At 33.6% G+C, this 21564-nt stretch carries 21 protein-coding genes; 20 read left to right on the plus strand and 1 reads right to left on the minus strand.

The genetic code is table 11. The features are described 5' to 3' along the window. The first annotated feature begins 22 nt into the window (after positions 1-22). Complete coding sequence (locus J3495_RS04210) at positions 23-628, plus strand: DUF4254 domain-containing protein (RefSeq protein ID WP_210665325.1); 606 nt, start codon at positions 23-25, stop codon at positions 626-628. 333 nt (positions 629-961) lie between these two features. Further along, a complete protein-coding gene (locus J3495_RS04215) occupies positions 962-1972 on the plus strand; it encodes a glycosyltransferase family 9 protein (protein WP_210665475.1) in 1011 nt (336 codons plus the stop codon). 75 nt (positions 1973-2047) lie between these two features. On the opposite strand, the gene J3495_RS04220 is transcribed toward J3495_RS04215, so the two are convergent. After that, complete coding sequence (locus J3495_RS04220) at positions 2048-3100, minus strand: ferredoxin--NADP reductase (protein WP_210665326.1); 1053 nt, start codon at positions 3098-3100, stop codon at positions 2048-2050. A gap of 126 nt (positions 3101-3226) precedes the next feature. On the opposite strand from J3495_RS04220, the gene J3495_RS04225 reads away from it, so the two are divergent. From J3495_RS04225 to J3495_RS04310, 18 genes are all read left to right on the plus strand, one after another. Continuing rightward, positions 3227-4687 (plus strand): DUF5687 family protein, encoded by a 1461-nt coding sequence (locus J3495_RS04225; RefSeq protein ID WP_210665327.1) that lies wholly within the window; start codon positions 3227-3229, stop codon positions 4685-4687. Positions 4688-4770: 83 nt separating this feature from the next. Continuing rightward, positions 4771-5466 (plus strand): ABC transporter ATP-binding protein, encoded by a 696-nt coding sequence (locus tag J3495_RS04230; RefSeq protein WP_210665328.1) that lies wholly within the window; start codon positions 4771-4773, stop codon positions 5464-5466. Between the two features lie 88 nt (positions 5467-5554). Then, positions 5555-8173, plus strand: coding sequence for a type IX secretion system periplasmic lipoprotein PorW/SprE (gene porW, locus J3495_RS04235; RefSeq protein WP_210665329.1), 2619 nt, complete (start codon positions 5555-5557; stop codon positions 8171-8173). A 2-nt stretch (positions 8174-8175) separates the two neighbouring features. Continuing rightward, the gene (locus J3495_RS04240) at positions 8176-8589 is read left to right on the plus strand and encodes a bactofilin family protein (protein ID WP_210665330.1); all 414 of its coding nucleotides are present in this window, start codon (positions 8176-8178) and stop codon (positions 8587-8589) included. Then, a complete protein-coding gene (locus J3495_RS04245; protein WP_210665331.1) occupies positions 8555-8782 on the plus strand; it encodes an AtpZ/AtpI family protein in 228 nt (75 codons plus the stop codon). Before J3495_RS04240 ends, J3495_RS04245 begins: the two co-directional genes overlap by 35 nt. A gap of 56 nt (positions 8783-8838) precedes the next feature. Beyond that, positions 8839-9231: a hypothetical protein gene (locus J3495_RS04250; protein ID WP_210665332.1), complete on the plus strand. Its 393-nt coding sequence runs from the start codon at positions 8839-8841 to the stop codon at positions 9229-9231. A 119-nt stretch (positions 9232-9350) separates the two neighbouring features. Continuing rightward, positions 9351-10526, plus strand: coding sequence for a F0F1 ATP synthase subunit A (atpB, locus tag J3495_RS04255; RefSeq protein ID WP_210665333.1), 1176 nt, complete (start codon positions 9351-9353; stop codon positions 10524-10526). Positions 10527-10559: 33 nt separating this feature from the next. Beyond that, entirely contained in the window at positions 10560-10757 is a 198-nt protein-coding gene (gene atpE / locus J3495_RS04260) for an ATP synthase F0 subunit C (protein WP_008465835.1), read from the plus strand. A gap of 90 nt (positions 10758-10847) precedes the next feature. Next, positions 10848-11348 carry a F0F1 ATP synthase subunit B gene (locus J3495_RS04265; protein WP_210665334.1) on the plus strand — a complete coding sequence of 167 codons (501 nt, stop codon included), beginning with the start codon at positions 10848-10850 and terminating at the stop codon, positions 11346-11348. Between the two features lie 4 nt (positions 11349-11352). Then, complete coding sequence (atpH, locus tag J3495_RS04270; protein WP_210665335.1) at positions 11353-11886, plus strand: ATP synthase F1 subunit delta; 534 nt, start codon at positions 11353-11355, stop codon at positions 11884-11886. A gap of 38 nt (positions 11887-11924) precedes the next feature. Continuing rightward, positions 11925-13502, plus strand: coding sequence for a F0F1 ATP synthase subunit alpha (gene atpA, locus J3495_RS04275; RefSeq protein WP_053472983.1), 1578 nt, complete (start codon positions 11925-11927; stop codon positions 13500-13502). 84 nt (positions 13503-13586) lie between these two features. Continuing rightward, positions 13587-14447 carry an ATP synthase F1 subunit gamma gene (gene atpG, locus J3495_RS04280; RefSeq protein ID WP_210665336.1) on the plus strand — a complete coding sequence of 287 codons (861 nt, stop codon included), beginning with the start codon at positions 13587-13589 and terminating at the stop codon, positions 14445-14447. Between the two features lie 1254 nt (positions 14448-15701). Beyond that, positions 15702-16139 (plus strand): GNAT family N-acetyltransferase, encoded by a 438-nt coding sequence (locus tag J3495_RS04285; protein WP_236025391.1) that lies wholly within the window; start codon positions 15702-15704, stop codon positions 16137-16139. Positions 16140-16271: 132 nt separating this feature from the next. Next, entirely contained in the window at positions 16272-16943 is a 672-nt protein-coding gene (locus J3495_RS04290) for a hypothetical protein (RefSeq protein WP_210665337.1), read from the plus strand. Between the two features lie 2 nt (positions 16944-16945). Beyond that, on the plus strand, positions 16946-18067 hold the full coding sequence (locus J3495_RS04295; protein WP_210665338.1) for a hypothetical protein: 1122 nt from the start codon (positions 16946-16948) through the stop codon (positions 18065-18067). Between the two features lie 27 nt (positions 18068-18094). After that, positions 18095-19909 (plus strand): phosphate ABC transporter substrate-binding/OmpA family protein, encoded by a 1815-nt coding sequence (locus J3495_RS04300; RefSeq protein WP_210665339.1) that lies wholly within the window; start codon positions 18095-18097, stop codon positions 19907-19909. A gap of 50 nt (positions 19910-19959) precedes the next feature. Continuing rightward, entirely contained in the window at positions 19960-20730 is a 771-nt protein-coding gene (locus J3495_RS04305; RefSeq protein WP_210665340.1) for an ABC transporter permease, read from the plus strand. A 2-nt stretch (positions 20731-20732) separates the two neighbouring features. Further along, positions 20733-21563, plus strand: a complete 831-nt coding sequence (locus tag J3495_RS04310) for an ATP-binding cassette domain-containing protein (RefSeq protein WP_210665341.1) — start codon at positions 20733-20735, stop codon at positions 21561-21563. The last annotated feature ends 1 nt before the right edge of the window (position 21564 follow it).

A 21564-nucleotide genomic window follows, 5' to 3' on the forward strand; every position in this document is an offset into this window, starting at 1 on the left:
TGTATCTCTAAAAAATAAAGACATGTTTTCAAAATTAGCATATTCTGTTTTCGAACAAAGCATCAAAGATTATCATCAATTTGATAGTGTTGATCAACCGATAAATAATCCTTTTCCAAAAGATAAATTTGAACATTTATTATATTTAAAAAATTGGATTGACACCGTTCAGTGGCATTACGAAGATATTATTCGCGATCCGCAAATAGATCCCGTTGCGGCGCTAACTCTTAAAAGAAAAATCGATGCTTCTAATCAGGAACGTACCGATATGGTAGAATATATCGATAGTTATTTTTTGCAAAAATACAGTGGTGTACAAGTAAAAGATGGGGCAAAAATTAACTCAGAAAGTCCTGCCTGGGCTTTTGACAGATTGTCTATTTTGGCTCTAAAAATTTATCACATGCAGGAAGAAGCCAATCGTGCTGAGGCTTCGCAGGAACACAGAGATAAATGTCAGGAGAAATTAAACATTCTTTTGGAGCAAAGAAGCGATTTATCGACAGCGATTGATGATTTACTGACAGATATCGAAAACGGCGATAAATTTATGAAAGTGTACAAACAAATGAAAATGTACAACGATGACGATTTGAACCCAGTTTTGTATCAAAATAAGAAATAATATTTAGAGCTATTTCCAGCTTTCCATTTCAATTCCTCGCAAAAAAATAGAGTTTCTATTGTTTAAAAAAGAGCTTCCGTTGGTCGCTTTTTTTAAACGAGAAACTTTATTTTTTTTGCTCCGGGATTTTCATTTCAATCTGGGCTAAAAAAGCAAAGAATCAGAGTTTCTTTAAAAAAATATTTTTTAGTCAGTTGAAATAACAAAAGAAATTTATTTACAGTAAATTAGTAAAAATGAAATAGCCAGCAACTTACAGCATTTTAAAATATTTCATCCGTACATAATTTAAAAAATTAAAAATTGCCTAATAAAATACAACATATAGCTGTCATGAGACTTTCTGCAATGGGAGATGTCGCCATGACAGTTCCTGTTTTGCGCGCTTTTGTGCAACAAAATCCAGCGGTAAAAATCACGGTAATTTCGCGTCCGTTTTTTAAGCCTTTTTTTGATGGAATTCCAAATTTAGACTTTTTTGCTTTTGATGAAAAGCAGCGTCACAAAGGCTTTCTCGGACTTTTGCGTTTGTATCAGGATGTAAAAAAACTCAAAATTGATGCTTTTGCAGATTTCCACAACGTTTTGCGTTCTAAAACAGTGAGTTTACTTTTCGCTTTAAGCGGAAAAAAACGCGCTACAGTTGATAAAGGTCGTGAAGGTAAAAAAGAATTAACTCGTGCCGAAAATAAAATTTTTAAGCCCTTGCCAACCATGTTTGAAAGACACGTAAAAGTGTTTGAAAAACTGGGTTTTTCATTAGATTTATCGAATCCGCAATTTCCTGAAAAAGCGAGTTTAAGTGCTGATGTCTTAGAAATTATTAAAAATAAAAATCAGAAGCTAATTGGTATTGCACCTTTTGCCCAATATGACTCAAAAGTCTATCCTTTAGATTTAATGAAAGCCGTTATTACCGATCTGGCTCAAAATCAAACCAATAAAATACTACTTTTTGGCGGCGGAAAGAAAGAAATCGAAATTTTGGACACGCTTGCACAACCATTTCATAATGTGATCAACATGGCTGGAAAAATTAAATTTCAGCAGGAATTACAGCTTATCAGCAATCTGGATGTAATGCTTTCTATGGATTCCGGAAACGCACATATTGCGGCCATGCTGGGCGTAAAAGTGATCACACTTTGGGGTGCGACACATCCTTATGCAGGATTTTTACCCTTCCATCAAAGTTTAGAAAATGCTTTAATGGCAGATCGAAATCAATATCCAAAACTGCCAACATCGGTATACGGAAATAAAACGGTAGAAGGTTATGAAGATGCGATGAGAACAATTCTTCCAAAAGAAATAGTTGAAAAAATTGAGGGCAGCTTAAAATAAAAATTATAATAAAAAAAGTCCAAATCCCAAGTGTAAGTTTAGAATTTGGACTTTATATTTTTTTAAATTTAACCACTAAACATCATCAAAATCGATATAAATCGACTCAGATGTTGGATGGGCTTGACAAGTTAAAATGAGACCCGAAGCAATTTCTTTATCTGTTAAAATAGAGTTTTTTGTCATCTCGGCACTTCCAGAAGTTACGCGTGCAAGACAGCTGCTGCAAATTCCGCCTTGACAAGAGTAGGGCGCATCAATTCCTTGTTTTAGTGCGGCATCCAAAATGGTTTGTTTTTGAGACATTTCAAAAGTTACTTCGTCATCATCTACCAAAACAGTGATTTTAGTATGTCCTTCTAATGAAGTTTTTATTTCGTTTTCTTGCGATGAAGAAGTAAAAAGCTCAAACTTAATGGCCGATTCTTTTACGTTTTTTTCTCTTAAAACGTCAGAAACGGTGTTGATCATTTCTTCTGGGCCACACAAGTAAAACTTATCAAATTGCAATTCTTTGTGTTTGTTATTCAACACAAAATTTACCGCCGATTTTTCTATTCTACCAAACAATGCATTTTCTGCTTTAGCCTGACTATAAACGTAATGCACAAAAAAACGACCCACATATTGCAATTGCAAATCGTGTAATTCCTGATAAAAAATGGTTTCTTCGGGATTTCGGTTTCCGTAAACCAGTACAAAAGAACTTTTTGGCTCACTTTTCAAAACCGATTTCAAAATAGAAAGCACGGGTGTGATTCCGCTTCCGGCAACAAAAGCCGCATAATTTCTTTGTCTTTCCGCATCTGCTTCAAAAGTAAATTTTCCTTCAGGATGTCCTACTTCAAGAACATCACCTGCTTTTAGTTTTGTATTGGCAAATTGTGAGAACAAACCATTTTTTACAGCTTTTACGGCAATTCGTAGTTCGCCGCTTTCCGGTGCAGAACATATAGAATAAGCACGTCTGATTTCTTGATTATCAAGAGTTAATTTTAAATTTATGTATTGTCCGGCCATAAATTTATAATCGGCTTTTAGTTCTTCGGGAACATTAAAAAGAACAGAAACGGCATCAACAGTTTCGCGTTTTACCTCTTTAATTATGAGTTTTAAAAATGAAGGCATGATAGTATATTTTGTGCAAAAATAACAAACCGCCACTAAATGTCGGGTACTAAATTATTTTTTTTATTTTTTTTTGTAACGTTTTCTTACATTTGATTACATACTACCAAACTTAAACCAAAAACCATGATTAAAAAGTTTATTTACCTCGAATGGAAAGCCTTTACCAGATCGGCTTCCTTTGGTACCAATCTCGCCATGAAAATCTTGATCGGATTTCTGATGGCTTATTTTTCGCTTGTTTTTATTGCGATAGGCGTTGGTGCATTTTATGTGCTCAAAAAAATGAAGTTAGAACCATTAGTAACGGTCAACCAATTTTTGATTTATTATTTCTTGCTCGATTTGCTCATTCGATTAATGATGCAAGGTATTCCCGTTCTTAACATCAGGCCTTTATTGGTGTTGCCTTTTAAGAAACCCACAATTGTGCATTTTTCTTTAGGAAAAACGGCATTGTCTTTTTTTAACTGGGTTCATGCTCTTTTTTTTGTGCCTTTTTCAATAGTATTAATATTGGAAGGATACGATGTGACCAGTATTTTGCTCTGGAATTTAGGTGTTTTTGCACTCATTTACATCAATAATTTTCTAAATATTATTCTTAGTAATATCGACAAATTATTTGTTGTTTTTGTTGGATTGCTTTTAGGATTAGGAGCGGCTCAGTATTATAAATTGTTTGACATTACCCTTTTTACAACACCTTTTTTTCATGGACTTTACGCATCAAAAATACTGTTTTTGATACCTGTTATTGTTTTGATTGGTTTGTATGTTTTTACGTTTAAATATTTTAAAAATAATTTATTTTTAGACGCAGGACTTTCAAAAAAAGAAGATATTGCAACCACCGAAAATTTGTCGTGGCTGAATCAGTTTGGAACTTTGGGGACGTTTCTTAAAAATGATATCAAATTAATTAAAAGAAATAAAAGATCAAAAACGACCATTTTGATGAGCTTTATATTTTTGTTTTATGGATTGATCTTTTTTGGCAATTCGCACCAACCTCCCGTGATGCATATTTTTGCTGGAATTTTTGTTTCGGGTGGCTTTTTATTTGTTTTTGGACAGTTTGTGCCAAGTTGGGATAGTTCGTATTATCAATTGATGATGACGCAAAATATTCCGTATCGCGGATACATAACATCAAAATGGTGGCTGGTCGTTATCGCTACTTTTGTATCGACAATTTTGGCTTCGTTCTATCTTTTTTACGGATTAGAAACCTATTTGACCATTGTTGTAGGAGCCATTTATAACATTGGTGTCAACTCGCACTTGGTACTTTTGGGCGGTGCTTTTACCAAAACACCAATTGATTTAAGTTCTTCGAGCGGGGCTTTTGGAGACAAAAAAGCATTCAATGTAAATGCGATGTTGTTAACGTTGCCAAAATTATTATTGCCTTTGTTATTGTATTGGACAGGACTTCACTTTGGTGATAAAACACTCGGTTTGGCATTAGTTGCCGGAGCTGGGGTTTTGGGTTTTATCTTTAGAAATAAAGTTTTTTCTATTATCGAAAAAAGATACAAAGTCGAGAAATACAGTACGATACTCGCCTACAAACAAAAGAATTAGAAAATTAGTCAATATTGATAATTAGATAATTTTATAAAAAAATAAATTAACGATTAATCAAACCAACAATTAAACGAATACAAATGATACAAGTAAATCAACTTTCGAAGACATATAACGAAACAACAGTTTTAAATATTAATAACCTTGAGATTCCAAAAGGACAAAGTTTTGGATTAGTCGGGAATAACGGAGCGGGAAAAACCACTTTTTTTAGTTTGTTGTTAGACTTAATTCAGCCATCAACCGGAAATATTATAAATAATGATATTCAGGTAAATAGTAGTGAAAACTGGAAATCATTTACCGCTTCTTTTCTTGACGAAAGCTTTTTGATAGGCTATCTGACGCCCGAAGAATACTTTTATTTTATTGGAGATTTGCGCCATCAGAACAAAGCCGATGTAGATGCTTTATTGGCCCAACACGAAGAATTCTTTAACGGAGAAATTTTAAAAAATAAAAAATACTTGCGTGATTTATCCAAAGGAAATCAGAAGAAAGTAGGGATCATCGCAACACTCATTGGTAATCCGGAAGTCATTATTTTGGATGAACCTTTTGCAAATTTAGACCCGACAACGGTAAGCAGATTAAAAAAAATAATCAAAGAATTGGCTGATAACCCAAATGTTACTGTTTTGGTTTCGAGTCATGATTTGCAACATACAGTAGAGGTTTGCGATAGAATTGTAGCGTTGAATAAAGGCGAAGTGGTAAAGGACATTCAAACATCAAAAGAGACATTGCAAGAGTTGGAAGCGTTTTTTGCGGTTTAAGGTTTCATATTTCAAAAAGAAGCGTATTTTTACAAGTCATTATACTAAAAATCGTTTTTATAAGTTAAATGATTTAAATCTATTTCAATTGAAAAAGAGTACTCTTAAATATAGTTTTCCGTTCGTTGTTTTATTCTTTTTGATAGCATGTTCTACCAAGAAAAACACTTTTGTTTCCAGAAATTCGCATGCATTAAGTACAAAATACAATATTTTGTACAACGGAGGAGTTGGCTTGGAGAAAGGGTTAAAATCTATTGAAGGCAATAATCAGGATAATTTCTGGAAAATGTTGCCTATAGAAAAAATGCAAGTCAATGAAAATGCTTCGGAAGAAGGAAAAGCTAAAAATGCTGATTTTGAACTGGCGGAAACCAAAGCGACAAAAGCCATTCAGAAGCACTCGATGAATATTGGAGGAAGAGAGAAAAATTCGCAAATAGACGAAGCTTATCTGATGCTGGGAAAAGCCAGATATTATGACCAGCGTTTTATTCCGGCATTAGAAGCATTCAATTATATTTTGTATAAATATCCAAATAGTAGCAATATTTATACAGCCAAAATTTGGCGTGAGAAAACAAATATGCGCTTGGGTAATGATGCGATTGTGATAAAAAACATCAATCGATTGTTAAAAAAAACAGATTTAAATAAACAAACTTTTGCCGATGCCAATGCTTTGTTGGCAGAGGCTTTTTTAAATCTGGAGAAAAGAGACAGTGCTGTTGCCAAACTTAGAATTGCTGAAGAATTTACCCGCAACAATGAAGAAAGGGCAAGGTATCGTTTTATCCTGGGGCAGATGTATCAAGAGGTTGGACAAAAAGACAGCGCCACTTATTTTTATGATGGCGTTATTGATTTGAACAGAAAAGCCGACAGAAAATACATGATGCATGCGTATGCCAAAAAAGCGCAGATGTTTGATTACGAAAACGGTAATGATACACTTTTTCTTAAAACATATAATAAATTGGTTAAGGACAGAGAAAATCGTCCGTATTATGATGTACTTTTTTACGAAATGGGTGTCTACTTTGATAAAAAGAAAGACCGAGAATCGGCATTGGCGTCTTATAATAAATCTTTAAAAAGAAAATCGACGGACTCTTATTTGGTAGCATCGACCTACCGAAATATTGGTAATATGTATTTTAAAGATACAGATTATACAATGGCGGCCAAATATTATGACAGTACCTTGGTAAAATTAGATCCAAAATCGAGAGAGTTTGCGTTTATCGAAAAAAACCGAAAAAATCTGGACGACGTTATCAAATACGAAGGAATAGCAAAACGCAATGACAGTATTATTAGTGTTTATGGCCTTCCTGCAGCCGATCGAAAAATATATTTTGAAAATTACATCGTAGAACTTAAAAAGAAAGACGAAGCAAAGCGTCTTTTAGAAGAAAAAGAAAAGGAAAAACTGGCGAATATCGAGCGCAACAGCCAGTCTCAAATTCCGGGTAATGCGGCTGTCAATCCGCAGTCATTGGGTACTTCGGGAGAACCGGAGTCTATAGTTCCGCCATCAGGAACCGATACGGGAAGCACATTTTATTTTTACAATCCTACCACGGTTGCTTACGGAAAATTACAATTTAAAAAACTTTGGGGTAATAGGACTTTAGGAGGAAACTGGCGATTGTCGGGCACAAAAGCAATAGCAGACAAAGAAGTAAATGATTCGATAAATAGCAAAAACGATTCGATTGCCGCTTTACAAATTGCTGTTGTTGAAGAAAAATATACAACAGAGTTTTACGAAAAGCAGCTTCCAACAACACAGGTTGCAATTGATAGTATTGGCCAAGAACGTAATTTTGCGTATTACCAATTAGGCCTTATTTACAAAGAAAAATTCAAAGAATACAATTTGGCAAGCAATAAGCTGGAGCAGTTATTACGCAACAATCCAGAAGAGAAACTGATTTTGCCTTCGATGTATAATTTGTACAAAATATATCAAATTACCGATCCTAAAAAAGCAGAAATTGTAAAAGCAGAGATCGTAGCCAAATATCCAAATTCAAGATATGCACAAATTATCAACAATAATGGTTCCGGCAATAATACTTATTTATCTCCCGATCAGGAGTATCAAAAGTGGTATAAGTTGTACGAAGAAGAACAATTTGATGTCGTACTTGAAAATATTGATAACTTGATCAATCTGTATGCCGGCGAAGATATTGTTTCTAAATATGAATTATTGAAAGCCAGTACGCTTGGAAAAGTAAACGGTTTGGATGCTTACAAAAAAGCACTCGAAAATGTTGCCGATAATTATCCGAATAGTGAAGAAGGTAAAAAGGCACGAGAAATAATCGAAAAGCAAATTCCGGGTTTAGAAAAACTTGATTTTGTAACCGTTGATACTCAAAACTGGAAAATCTTATATACGATTCCTTTTAATGACATACAAGCCAGAAAACAAATTGACGATGCTATAAAGAAATTTTTATCATTAGAAAATTTCCAAAGGCTAACGACTTCTTATGACAAGTACAATAAAACCGAAAGTTTTGTGGTTATTCACGGTATAAAATCGGAGGCTTATGCCAATGATGTAGCGGGAGTTTTGCGAGATGAAAAAGCATATAAAATTTCGCATCCTTTTATTATAATTTCTGATGAAAATTATAAAATAGTACAAATTAAGAAAAACTTAGCAGTTTATTTAGCACCCAAAATACCATAAATATGTTTGAAAAAACCAAAAAAACAGGATCCGAGCTTTTAGGAAAAACCAATAGAATTGTCGAAGGAACTACTCTTATCGGAGACATAGTTTCTAAGGCCGATTTTAGATTAGATGGCGAGTTGATAGGTAATTTTACATCACAGGGAAAATTAGTGATTGGCCAGACAGGATCGATTAAAGGCGAAATTATTTGCAATAATGCAGATATAGAAGGAGAGTTTCATGGTAAAATAAAGGTTATAGAAGTACTTAATATAAAAGCAACTGCAAAAATACACGGCGAAGTTTTGGTTGGAAAATTATCGATAGAACCAGGCGCCGATTTTACCGCTACGTGTACTATGATCGTAGCAGAATTAAATCACGAAAAACCAAAAGATGCAAAAGGAGCCGAACAAAAACCAAAGGAATAAGTGGATTGCCCTTATTAATATTCCCGTTCAGATGGGGGTCATTATTTTTTTGTTTGGATATTTGGGCAATTGGTTAGATAAGAATCACCCAAGCAGCAAAATTAACTACAGTGCTATTCTAGTAATGGTGGGTGTTGGACTCGCTTTATACAATGTGATTCGTCAGGTAAACGAAATCAATAAAACAAAGTAATTTATCTTTAAATAGCTGTCAATAAATGTTGCATCTTTGCAAGAAAAATTACTAAAATGTTTTTTAAAAATTACAGACCATTTTTACAATTATTCTTTTTGGCAGCAACAGCTTATATTTTGCATAGAGCTGTTTTTTTTGGATTACACATCAACACTAAAAATTTCTTTTATAGTATCGAATTGCTGTATTTGATTTTTTTCGGAACAACGGCATTATTATACATTATAGTATTAGTAGTAAAAAAGAAGAATTTCGAGATTGTCGGAATGTCATTTTTATTTGGAACTTTTGCACAAATGTTATTGGGTTATTTAATTTTGAGACCAGTTTTAGAAAACAAATCGGAAGAGGTGACTATTGAAAAAATTAACTTTTTTGCAATATTTATTTTGTTTTTGTTATTTGAAACGCTTTTAACTGTCCGATTATTAAATGAAAAGCGTTAAATTAGCAATTCTGTAAAAGAAGGTTCAAAAATAATTTTTCATATCCTTTTGAATATTAATAAAAAATGTACCTTTGCACCAAATTTTAGAAACGTAAAAAAATAAGATTTTCAACAGCTATGGTGATTTCAAACAAACCACTCCATTTTATTCTTGCAGCTTTCGTAGCTTGTCTTCCTGTAATGAGTTTTGCAAATTCAGAGAATGACTCAACGCATGTAAAAACTGAAGCAGTTCACGAAGAGAAAGTAATTTCACATAACGCTCCTATGGAAGGAGAGCATGTAGCTCTTGATCCAAAAGCAAAAGTGGATGCTTTTATAGATCATCACTTACAAGATTCTCATGATTTTGTTTTCTTTTCAGATGAAAAGGAAAACAAGCATTATGGTTTTCCATTACCTGTAATTCTTATTGACGGAGGTTTGAAAGTTTTCTTATCTTCAAAATTTCACCACGGTGAAGAAGTTGCAGAAGTTGATGGAAGTTTCTACAAATTAGTTCATGGTAAAATTTATAAAACAGATGCCGCAGGATCAATCAAATTGAATGAGCACGGACATCCAGAAAATGAAAAACCATTAGATTTTTCTATCACAAAAAACGTAGTTTCTATGCTATTCGTTTCAGTATTATTATTCTTAATGTTTACTGGCTTAGCAAAATCATATAAAAAAGGACCAATCCCAACTGGATTTGGAAGAGTATTAGAGCCACTAATTATTTTTATCAGAGACGAAATCGCTGTTCCGAATATTGGTGAGAAAAAATACAGAAAATACATGGGTTACCTTTTGACCGTATTTTTCTTTGTTTGGTTGTTAAACCTTTTAGGTATGACGCCACTTGGAATTAATGTTACCGGAAATATCGCAATTACTATTTGTTTGGCAGCATTTACTTTTATCATTACTCAGTTTAGTGCAAACAAAGAATATTGGGGACACATTTTTTGGATGCCTGGAGTTCCAGTTCCAATGAAAATTATCTTAGCTCCAATTGAGGTGTTAGGAATGTTCACAAAACCATTTGCATTATTAATTCGTTTGTATGCCAATATTACTGCAGGTCACGTTGTAATTATGAGTTTGATCGGAATGATTTTCGTAGGTAAAAATTTGGCAGCAGATTTACCAATTTCTATGGGATTAACATTGTTTATTTCTGTTATTGAAGTTTTAGTAGCATTTTTACAGGCGTTTATTTTTACAATGTTGTCGTCATTATTTATTGGTATGGCAGTTCAGGAACATGATCATGAGCATCACCACGAAGACGAAACAGCAATTATTTAATTTAGAAGTTTAATTTTATATATATAAATACTTATGGGAACAATTCCAACTTTAGTAGGTGCAGGTTTAGTAGTAATCGGTGCAGGTTTAGGTTTAGGTAAAATCGGTGGATCTGCTATGGACGCGATTGCTCGTCAGCCAGAAGCTGCAGGTAAAATTCAAACTGCGATGATTATTATCGCGGCTTTATTAGAAGGTTTAGCATTTGCTGCTTTGATCTTAGGAAAATAATAAAGAGAAAATTAACAACATCTTTAACGGTTGGTTAAAGGTGTTGTTACCTTTTAAAAAAAGAAATTAAATATATAATATAGTTATAAAATGGATAAGTTAATTAACGATTTTTCATTCGGTTTATTCTTTTGGCAAGCAATTATCTTGTTGGTTTTAATTTTACTTTTAGTAAAATTTGCTTGGAAACCTATTATGGAGTCTATTACCGCAAGAGAAGAAGGTATAAAAGATGCATTGCTTTCTGCTGAGAATGCAAAAAAAGAAATGCAAAATTTACAAGCTGACAATCAAAGAATTTTGAATGAAGCTCGTGCTGAACGTGATGCGATGCTAAAAGAAGCTCGTGAGATGAAAGAGAAAATGATAGCTGATTCTAAAAACGAAGCACAAGAGCAAGGTCTGAAAATGATCGAGCAAGCTAAAGTAGCTATCGAAAATGAAAAAAATGCTGCTATGGCTGAGTTGAAATTACAAGTTTCGACTTTATCATTGAGTATCGCTGAAAAATTGTTGAAAGAAGAATTATCTAACAAAGAATCTCAAACCAAATTGGTAGAGAAAATGTTGGGTGACGTAAAGTTAAACTAATATTATGGCAAGTACAAGAGCAGCAATTCGTTATGCAAAAGCAATTCTAGACTTAGCAAACTCTAAAGGTGTTGCAGAAGCTGTAAACAACGATATGAAAGCGATTGCTTCAACTATTGAAAGCAATTTAGAATTGAGTACCTTTATTCAGAACCCAACGACAAAAGTTGAGGTTAAAGAAAGTGCTCTTTTAGAAGTTTTCGCAGATGTAAATGGCGTAACCAAAGGTTTATTTCATTTATTATTCGAAAACAAAAGATTTGAAATTCTTGAAGCAATTGCTTTAGAATACAAAAAATTATTTGATGAAAGTAATGGTGTTGAAGTAGCCAAAGTTACAACAGCTATTCCTATGGATGCAGCTTTAAAAGCCAAAGTTTTGGCAAAAGTAGCTACCTTATCAGATAAAAAAATAACAATAGAAAATATAGTAGATCCAGCAATTATTGGGGGATTTATTTTAAGAATAGGTGATCAGCAATACAATGCTTCAGTTGCAAACAGATTACAGGTATTAAAAAGAGAGTTAAGTAATTAGTTTTATTACACATAAAAGTGTCTAAATTATAAAGTAAGATGGCGGAAATCAAACCTGCTGAAATTTCAGCAATATTAAGAAAGCAAGTAGAAGGTTTTGAATCTGGTGCTACGCTAGAAGAAGTAGGAACAGTACTTCAAGTTGGAGATGGTATTGCTCGTATTTACGGGCTATCTAATGTGCAATACGGTGAGTTAGTTGAATTTGACAACGGACTTGAAGCTATTGTATTGAACCTTGAAGAAGACAATGTTGGTGTGGTACTTTTAGGACCATCAACAGGTATCAAAGAAGGATCAACAGCAAAAAGAACGCAACGTATCGCTTCTCTTAAAGTAGGTGAGCAAATGGTAGGACGTGTAGTAAACACTCTTGGTTTTCCAATTGATGGAAAAGGGCCAATTGGTGGAGACTTATACGAAATGCCATTAGAAAGAAAAGCTCCTGGAGTTATCTTCCGTCAGCCAGTTACTGAGCCATTACAAACAGGAGTAAAAGCTGTAGATGCTATGATCCCAGTTGGTCGTGGACAACGTGAGCTTGTAATTGGTGACCGTCAAACAGGTAAATCAACTGTTTGTATCGATACAATCTTGAACCAAAAAGAATTTTACGATGCAGGAAAACCTGTATTCTGTATATATGTTGCAATTGGGCAAAAAGCGTCAACTGTAGCAGGAATTGCAAAAATGTTAGAAGAAAAAGGAGCAATGGCGTATACCGTTATTGTTGCTGCTAATGCTTCTGATCCGGCTCCAATGCAAGTTTACGCTCCTTTCGCAGGTGCTGCAATTGGAGAATATTTTAGAGATTCTGGTCGTCCTGCACTTATTGTGTACGATGATTTATCTAAACAAGCTGTTGCTTACCGTGAGGTTTCTCTTTTATTGAGAAGACCACCGGGACGTGAGGCATATCCTGGAGACGTTTTTTACTTACACTCTCGTTTATTAGAGCGTGCTTGTAAAGTAATTGCAGATGACGGAATTGCTAAAAACATGAATGATTTGCCAGATTCTATCAAGTCTATCGTAAAAGGTGGTGGTTCTTTGACTGCCTTACCAATTATCGAAACTCAGGCGGGTGACGTTTCTGCTTATATCCCAACAAACGTAATCTCGATTACAGATGGTCAGATTTTCCTTGATGGAGATTTGTTCAACTCTGGAGTTCGTCCTGCTATCAACGTAGGTATTTCTGTATCTCGTGTTGGAGGTAATGCTCAGATTAAATCAATGAAGAAAGTTTCAGGAACTTTAAAATTAGATCAGGCCCAATTCCGTGAATTGGAAGCTTTTGCTAAATTTGGTTCTGATTTGGATTCAGTTACTTTAAACGTAATTGAAAAAGGAAAAAGAAACGTTGAAATCTTAAAACAAGGTTTGAATGATCCTTACACAGTAGAAAATCAAGTAGCTATTATTTACGCTGGTTCTAAAAACTTATTAAGAAACGTTCCTGTAAATAAAGTAAAAGAATTTGAAGCTGATTTCTTGGCCTACTTAAACAGCAAGCATAAAGATACTCTTAATGCATTGAAAGCTGGTAAGTTAGATGACAATATTACTGATGTTATCGAAAAAGCAGCAAAAGAAATTTCAGCAAAATATAATTAATTTTAGTTGATTGTTGTTGGTTGATTGTTGTTGGAATATCCAGAAACTATCAACCAATAACTAACAACCAACAACTATAATAGAATGGCAAATTTAAAGGAAATCCGTAATAGAATTACTTCCGTTTCATCTACTATGCAGATCACATCGGCAATGAAAATGGTTTCTGCTGCAAAGCTCAAGAAAGCACAAGATGCAATCACTGCGATGCGCCCTTATGCCGAGAAATTAACGGAATTGTTACAAAATCTTTCTGCTACACTTGGTGGTGAAGTTGGAGGAGATTATACAACACAACGTGAAGTAAAAAAAGTGTTACTTGTTGCTATAACTTCAAATAGAGGTTTATGTGGTGCATTTAATACCAATATTATTAAAGAAGCTAAAAACCGTAGTCAGTTTTATGCAGGAAAGCAAGTTGATATTTTTCCTATTGGGAAAAAAGGAAACGATGTTCTGGCCAAAACACATACAGTTCATGGTCATCATAATGCAATTTTTGACCAATTAACTTTTGATAATGTGGCGGTAATTGCAGATAGTTTAACTGAAAAATTCTTGTCTGGAGAGTACGATAGAATAGAATTGATTTACAATCAATTTAAAAATGCTGCTACTCAAATTGTTCAGGTTGAGCAATTTTTACCATTAGCTCCAATTAAAACTGAAGTTGCAGTTGCAGCTTCTGATTATATTTTTGAGCCTTCTAAAGAAGAAATTGTATTGACTTTGATTCCTAAATCATTAAAAACGCAATTGTACAAAGGTATTCGTGATTCATTTGCTTCAGAACATGGAGCGCGTATGACAGCTATGCACAAAGCAACTGATAACGCTACTGAATTAAGAAACCAATTAAAATTAACGTATAATAAAGCACGTCAGGCTGCTATTACTAACGAAATCCTTGAGATCGTTGGTGGAGCTGAAGCCTTGAACGGATAAAAGTTTTTTAGATAAAAATCAAAAAGAGCCTACAATTTTGTAGGCTCTTTTTTTTGTTAAAATTAGTCAGCAATAGAGAGTTATAAATCTTCTAAAAAAAGTCTTGGCTCTATTAAAATCTGGTAAAGCTGTAAAGTCAAATCATAAAAAAATAAGTTAGAAAAAGAACCGGTAAAAGCTTTTTTTAGCATCATACAACTTAACTTTAATACTTTTTTTTAATTCTCAAAGAATTTATTTTTGGCAGATTTTACAAAATAATGACTTTGTTTGTCTGTTTAAATTATTGTAAAATCCATAATATTTTAAAAATAAACATACGAATTATACATTTAAAAAAAAACCGTTCATGATTGAACGGTTTTTAAAACCTAAATAACATTTATATTTGTATTAAGAATTTCTACAAGGTTATTTTAAAACTAATTCAAATGGTTTTCTAAATTTTAAAATGGGTATTCTCGAGAATGCCATTCCCGAGAATTTGCACCATTTTATACATTTTTTTAGACGGCATGTGTTTTTCCGTATCTGCTTTGTTTTTTATGGGTACAAACTAGCTTTATTATTCCCATTGCTTTGTTTTTTTTCGGGTTACATATCAGCTGTATCATTCCCAGATGCTTTTATATTTTTTTAAAGGGTTGTATTGTAGCTATAACTATCCCTGTTGCTTTGTTTTTTTACGGGTTACACATCAGCTATATTATTCCCACTGCTTTTACATTTTTTTAAAGGGTTGTATTGTAGCTATAATTATCCCTATTGCTTTGTTTTTTTGTGGGTTACATATCAGCTATATCATTCCCGTGCTTTTATATTTTTTTGAAGGGTTATATTCTAGCTATAATTATCCCTTTTGCTCTGTTTTTTTACGGGTTACATATCAGCTGTATTATTCCCAATGCTTTTTATTTTTTGAAGGGTCATCTTTAAGCTATCACTATCCCTTATGCTCTGTTTTTTTATGGGTTACATATCAGCTGTATTATTCCCAATTTTTTTATATAACTACTTTTCGTAGCTTATAATTTTATGATTGTTTTCTTGTGTTTTAAACTGTCAATTATCATATGTCAAAATTGCGCAATTAACATGGTTCCCACAATACCTGCTTTTGGTGATTTTTATGTAGAATAAATTCTATTTTTCATGTATTTTTGCTAAAAATCAACGAAATAACCTACATATTCGATAATTTGGCTAAAAACCTGTTTTTTTGATTATTTTTGTTTCTATTATATTTAGATAAAAATGACAATTACAGAATTAACCACAATTGAAGAAATGATGGCTCAAATGGAGACCATAAAATTTCTATATCCAAACATTTCAAAAGAAAAATATCGTGCCTTTCTTTTAGATATGATTCCTCATAATTATACTCAGATTGGAGTTTTTGAAAATAATATTTGTTTGGGCATCACAGGATGTTGGTCAGCGACTAAATTATGGACAGGTAAATATCTCGAAATAGATAATTTTGTGGTTCATCCGGAATATCGTTCGAAAGGTATCGGAAAGCTAATGACCGATTATATAGAACAGAAAGCATTAGAAATTGGTTGTAGCAGTATTGTTTTGGATGCTTTTACAGGAAATTTTGGAGCACACAGGTTTTATTATAATCAAGGTTATGTACCAAGAGGGTTTCATTTTATAAAAACGCTCGATGAAAGTAAATTTACTTGATAATTAAATAGTTATCATTTTAAGTGTAAAAAGGATATATTTATCTTTTCAAAGTTGGTAACTTTTTAACACTTCCTACGTATAACATTTAACAACCAAAAAGTTATTAAAAAAATTCACTAACCAGATACAATGACAAAAGAAAGTTTTAATTGGAAGAGCCTCTTTATTAATGAAGAAGCCGTTAAGTCGCAAGAATCAACTACAGTTCAGTCGTCCAGTCCAGCCGCGACAGCTCCTAGCAACAAATTTCCGGCGCATACAGAATCGTTTCCGACAAATTCCTTGACAAATCCTTTTTTGAATGAGATTTTTGAAGTGTATGATAAAGGCTTCGAATCATTGAATGAAGCAGGTTTTGATTTTTTTGAAATGTACAAATCTGTAATGGCTGTTGGACCTACAAATCCGCAAAGTTATCAGATGGCGTTTACAATGGGAAAAACAATAAAACCTGATTTGACAAAGGAGTTTCTTTTACAAAAGGGAAGTTTTTACATTGCTGAAATTGAAAAAGTGTATGCCAAATATGATACTATAGGTAAAAGCAAAAAGACAGAATTAGACAATAATATTACAAAAGAAAAATATAATTTATCTAAAAGTATTGCAGAATTGGAAGCCAGAATTTTAGAGCTTCAGAAAGAATTGGAGGCTAAAAAAGTAGAGCTTCAAAAAATTGATCCTATTAATATGGAGCAGCTTTCTGAAATTCAATTAAAAATGGATGCAAACAATTTAGCAAAAGAAAGAATCTTAACATCAATCAATACTGTAATCACAGGAATTAATCAATATTTGTAATAATGGATAAATACGAACAAGAAAAGAGTACACTTTTAGCACTTCCAATTTTAAAACATTTTGATGAGTCTAAAGGAGAAATTGCTTTAAAATCAGGCGCGCTTAAAAAAGGAGAAAAATCATTATTTTTAGCTTTAGCTTTAGGTTTATTAGGTGTTGGAGGTTATTTGATTTGGACCTATATTATTCCGCCATTATTTACGATGCTGGGTCAGGCAATCGCTTTATCTGCAACGGGTGTATTTTTGGTTTTTCTGGTTATGATGGCTCCGGTAATTATGAAGGCACTTCGTTTTACTACAAAAAACCTTCATAAAGCATTAATTCAGAGCAATCCTTTTAATGAGTTGGAAGAGCAAAAACAAAAAATGATCAAAAACCGTGAAGTTTTTAAAAATACTAAAGCCAAGCTGAAAGGTCTTAAAAACGAAATGGAAATTGAAGCCAGTAAATCTGAAAAAGAGGCCAAATCATTTCAGGAAGATGTTCTGAGTTTGCAACGTCAGTCTGAAAAACTGAAATCGGCCATGGATGAAATGGTTAAGATTAATGGTATCGCTGCAAAAGATACCGATGAGTATGTAGCTTTACAAAGTGAATTAGCAAAAAAATTAAGTGATTCTCAACGTGTTTCTACTCAATACGAACAAAGTAAAAGTTTCATCCAAAAATATGGAGTTCGTGCCAATGTTTTGGGTAAGATGGACAGAAAGTTAACTTTGGCAGGAACTGCTATCGATATCAAGATCGCTGATTTTGATGTAACAGTTAAGATGCTTCAGAAGGAATATGAGTTTGCCAAAAATGCTAAGGAAGCTACCGAAAGTGCCAAAAGCGCTATGTTGTTTACTAAGGATTGGGAATTAGAATACGCTCTGGAAGTAGTAACGTCTACGATCGCACAGGATATTGCCAAAACATCTGAAAATTTGATTGATATTGATGCCTTGACTTCTAAATATTCTGTAGATAATGATGAGCTGTATTCAAGATTAGATTCTTTGGCAGATGAAATAAAAACGGGGGACAATACCATTCCCGACTCAACAAAATATACAAGTCCAAATTATAAAATGACCAAAGATGATAAATTGTCTGGTGGTGGTTTTGGAGATATTTTTTAATACAATAAATTTAATTTTATACATAAAATGGGAAAAATTTTAAGAACAGAAAAGTTAACAACATTTTCTGAATTAATTATCGTTATTGCAGGGATTGGTGCAATTTTAGGAGGGGTGTATTATTTGTCTCCTGGGATTAAAACGGCTGTTTCTAAACAATTAAACGGTATCGAACTAAATCAGACAGATGTTAATAATGTTACTAATGCGGAGAAAATCGCACTGCCAAGTACAGAAATATCTTCTGAAGTTTCAAGTAAACCGTTAGTAAGAATTGCGGGTTATGCCTGGAATGCTCAATCGGGAATTATTGTTTCTAATGGTGGTCCAAAAACAACCAAAGGTTCTTTGATGGAAAAAAACGGAGTTAATCTTGAGATTATTCGTCAAGACTGGCTTTCGGAATTGCGTAATATGCAAATGAAATTTATCGAAGAGTTTGACAAAGGAGAAGCTTTTCCTACCTCAGACAAAAGTGCTTTTGCGGTTATGATCATGGGAGATGGTGCGCCATTCTATATTAGTTCTGTTCAAAAATCATTAGACGAAAAATACGGAAAAGACAAATACCATTTGCAAGTTATGGGTGTTGTTGGGATGAGTTATGGTGAAGATAAATTAATAGGCCCACCAAACTGGAAATCAGATCCAAAATCGATGAAAGGTGCTGTAATTTCTGCAGTTCTTGGAGATGGTGACTGGGTTACGACTGTAAACTATTGTTTTGCAAACGGATTGAAAGTAAACCCAGATCCGGCAACTTATGATACGGATGCAGTAAATATTTATCCATCTGAAAATGATGATTATATCAAATCGGCAGAAGAATTGATAAAATCGCAAACCACAGGATGGACCGTTACTTTGAAAGAAGTGGTAAACGGAAAATTGACCGGGAAATCTGTAAACAGAAAAATTGATGGTTGCGCTACATGGACACCTGGTGATAAAACAGTTTTTGATAAATTGACTGGTTTTGTAGATATTGTTTCTACAAAAGAATTCAATAACCAGATGCCAACAGCACTTATTGGTGTAAAAGAATGGGCTGTAAAAAACCCGGAAATTGTTTCGAATATCTTAAAATCGGCATTGACGGCTTCTAATCAAATGAAAAATTACGAAGACTGGAAAGTGAGAGCTTCGCAGGCAATTTCGGATACTTACAAAATGGAAACTCCGGATTACTGGTATAAAATGTTTAAAGGACAACAAGGTACAAAAGGCGGTTTAACTTATAACATGGGTGGTTCAAAAGTATTCAACTATGCAGATGCAATGCAATATTTTGGATTGTCAGATGGTGTAAACAGATACAAATCGGTTTATAACCAAGTATCGGGATATTTAACAGAGTTGAATCCGTTTGGATTTAATGAAAATGTAGGTGCGGTAGTTCCTTACGATCAGGCAGTGAATTTATTTTTCTTAAAAAACATCAACGACATCGAATCGACTTCTGCAGATAAAGCAGATTACAGTAATCAAGCTACAGAGGTTGTGGCTTCTGGAGAATGGAAAATTAATTTTAATACCGGAAGCGCAGAAATTTCTAATTCGTCTAGTAAAGAGGTAGAAAAAATTTACAATCTTTTGGTACAGGCCGAAAACACAAAATTGACTGTGGTAGGACATACCGATAATGTTGGAAATCCAGATTCGAATTTAGCGTTATCAAAAAGCAGAGCCGAAGCCGTTGTAAATTACTTGAAACAAAAAGGAATTCCAGCCAACCGTTTCCAAATGATAGATGGAAAAGGCCAAAGCGATCCAATTGCAGACAACAATTCTGCTTCTGGAAAAGCGTTAAACAGACGAGTGGTTATTACATTCTTAAAATAATAATTTAAATATTGAAGGCTATCTTTTGGGTAGCCTTCTTCTATATAAATATGATAAAATATTTTACTCCCTTTGAAAAAATTTCAAAATTCCAGAAAACAATCATCTTAATAAGTTGGCTGGTACTTTTGATTGTTATTTGGTTTGCCACCACAGCTGGCGAAAAACATTTATTTCCTTCTCCGGGTCAGGTTCTCAAAGGCTTTACAGAATTGTACAAGGAAGGGTTGGTGGTTCATATTTTCAATTCGTTGCAATTGTGTTTTATTTCGATTTTTTTAGCAACGATAATCTCTTTATTATTTGCTTACACATGGCCCATTCCGGTATTAAAATCTATCGCGGAGTTTATCACCAAATTTAGGTTTTTGCCTTTTACAGGACTTTCATTTTATATTACGATGGTCATTCACGAAGCGCGAACCATGCAGGTTTGGATTTTGGTAATTTTCTTGACTACATTCCTCACCACCTCTTTAATTGCGGTAATTAAGGATATTCCACAAGAGGAATTTGATCATGCAAAAATGCTAAAATGCAACCGTTGGGAAGTACTTTGGCAGGTTATTATTCTGGGAAGATTAGATTATGTTATAGACGTGATCAGACAAAATCTTGCCATCACTTGGATGATGCTGGTTACCGTAGAATCTATTGTAGTAGCTTCAGGAGGATTAGGTTTTTTAATAAAAAACTCTGATAAATTCATGAATACCGGAAGAATTATAGCACTTCAAATCATTATTTTGTTAATAGGACTTGGCTTAGATGCGGGAATAAATTTCTTGAGAAAAGCAATATTTAGATATTCAAAAATATAACGATGAAACACGAATATAAAGAGACGCTTTTGTATGTAGAAAATCTTAGCGTTGCATACGACAATACGGTAATTATAAAAGACATCACGCTTATTGAGAAAGATGTGGTTCGCGAAGGCGTACATTGTACAGGACAAGTGATTGCTTTTGTGGGAAGATCCGGTAGAGGAAAATCGACTTTTTTTAAAGCTTTGACAGGACTTGTTCCTACTAATTCTGGGAAAATATTAATTCGTGATTTCGAAAACAAAGAACCCAATGCCGCCAAATCGGTCAAAGAGGGAGATATTGGTTTTGTAGATCAGAAGTATACGTTGTTCCGACATAAAACGGTTACAGAAGCTTTAAAATTTTCGCTTAGAAAAACCGATTTATCGGCTACAGAAAAAGACGAAAAAATAAAACGATACCTGAAAGAATGGGGCCTAGAAAATTGTGCAGACAAATATCCTAACGAACTTTCCGGCGGTCAAAGACAAAGAACGGCTATTATCGAGCAATTATTTTCTTCCGATCAATTTATTGTTTTGGATGAGCCTTTCTCAGGATTGGATGTTGGGAATATCGAAGAAGTCAAAAAATCTTTCGAATTGTTGAGTAATTCTTCTGATTTTAATACCGTAATTTTTTCTACTCATGATATTGAATTAGCGATTGAGTTAGCACAAACAATTTATGTGATAGGATATCCGACCATTAATGGTAAAAAAGAACATTACGGAACAATTGTAGCCAAATATGATCTTCGAGACATGGGAATGGCGTGGAAAGAATATTGTGACGATCATCAAAAATTAGCAAAGGAAATTATTCATCAAATGATGATTTCTTAAA

Source organism: Flavobacterium geliluteum (genome assembly GCF_017948595.1).
GTDB lineage: Bacteria > Bacteroidota > Bacteroidia > Flavobacteriales > Flavobacteriaceae > Flavobacterium > Flavobacterium flavipigmentatum.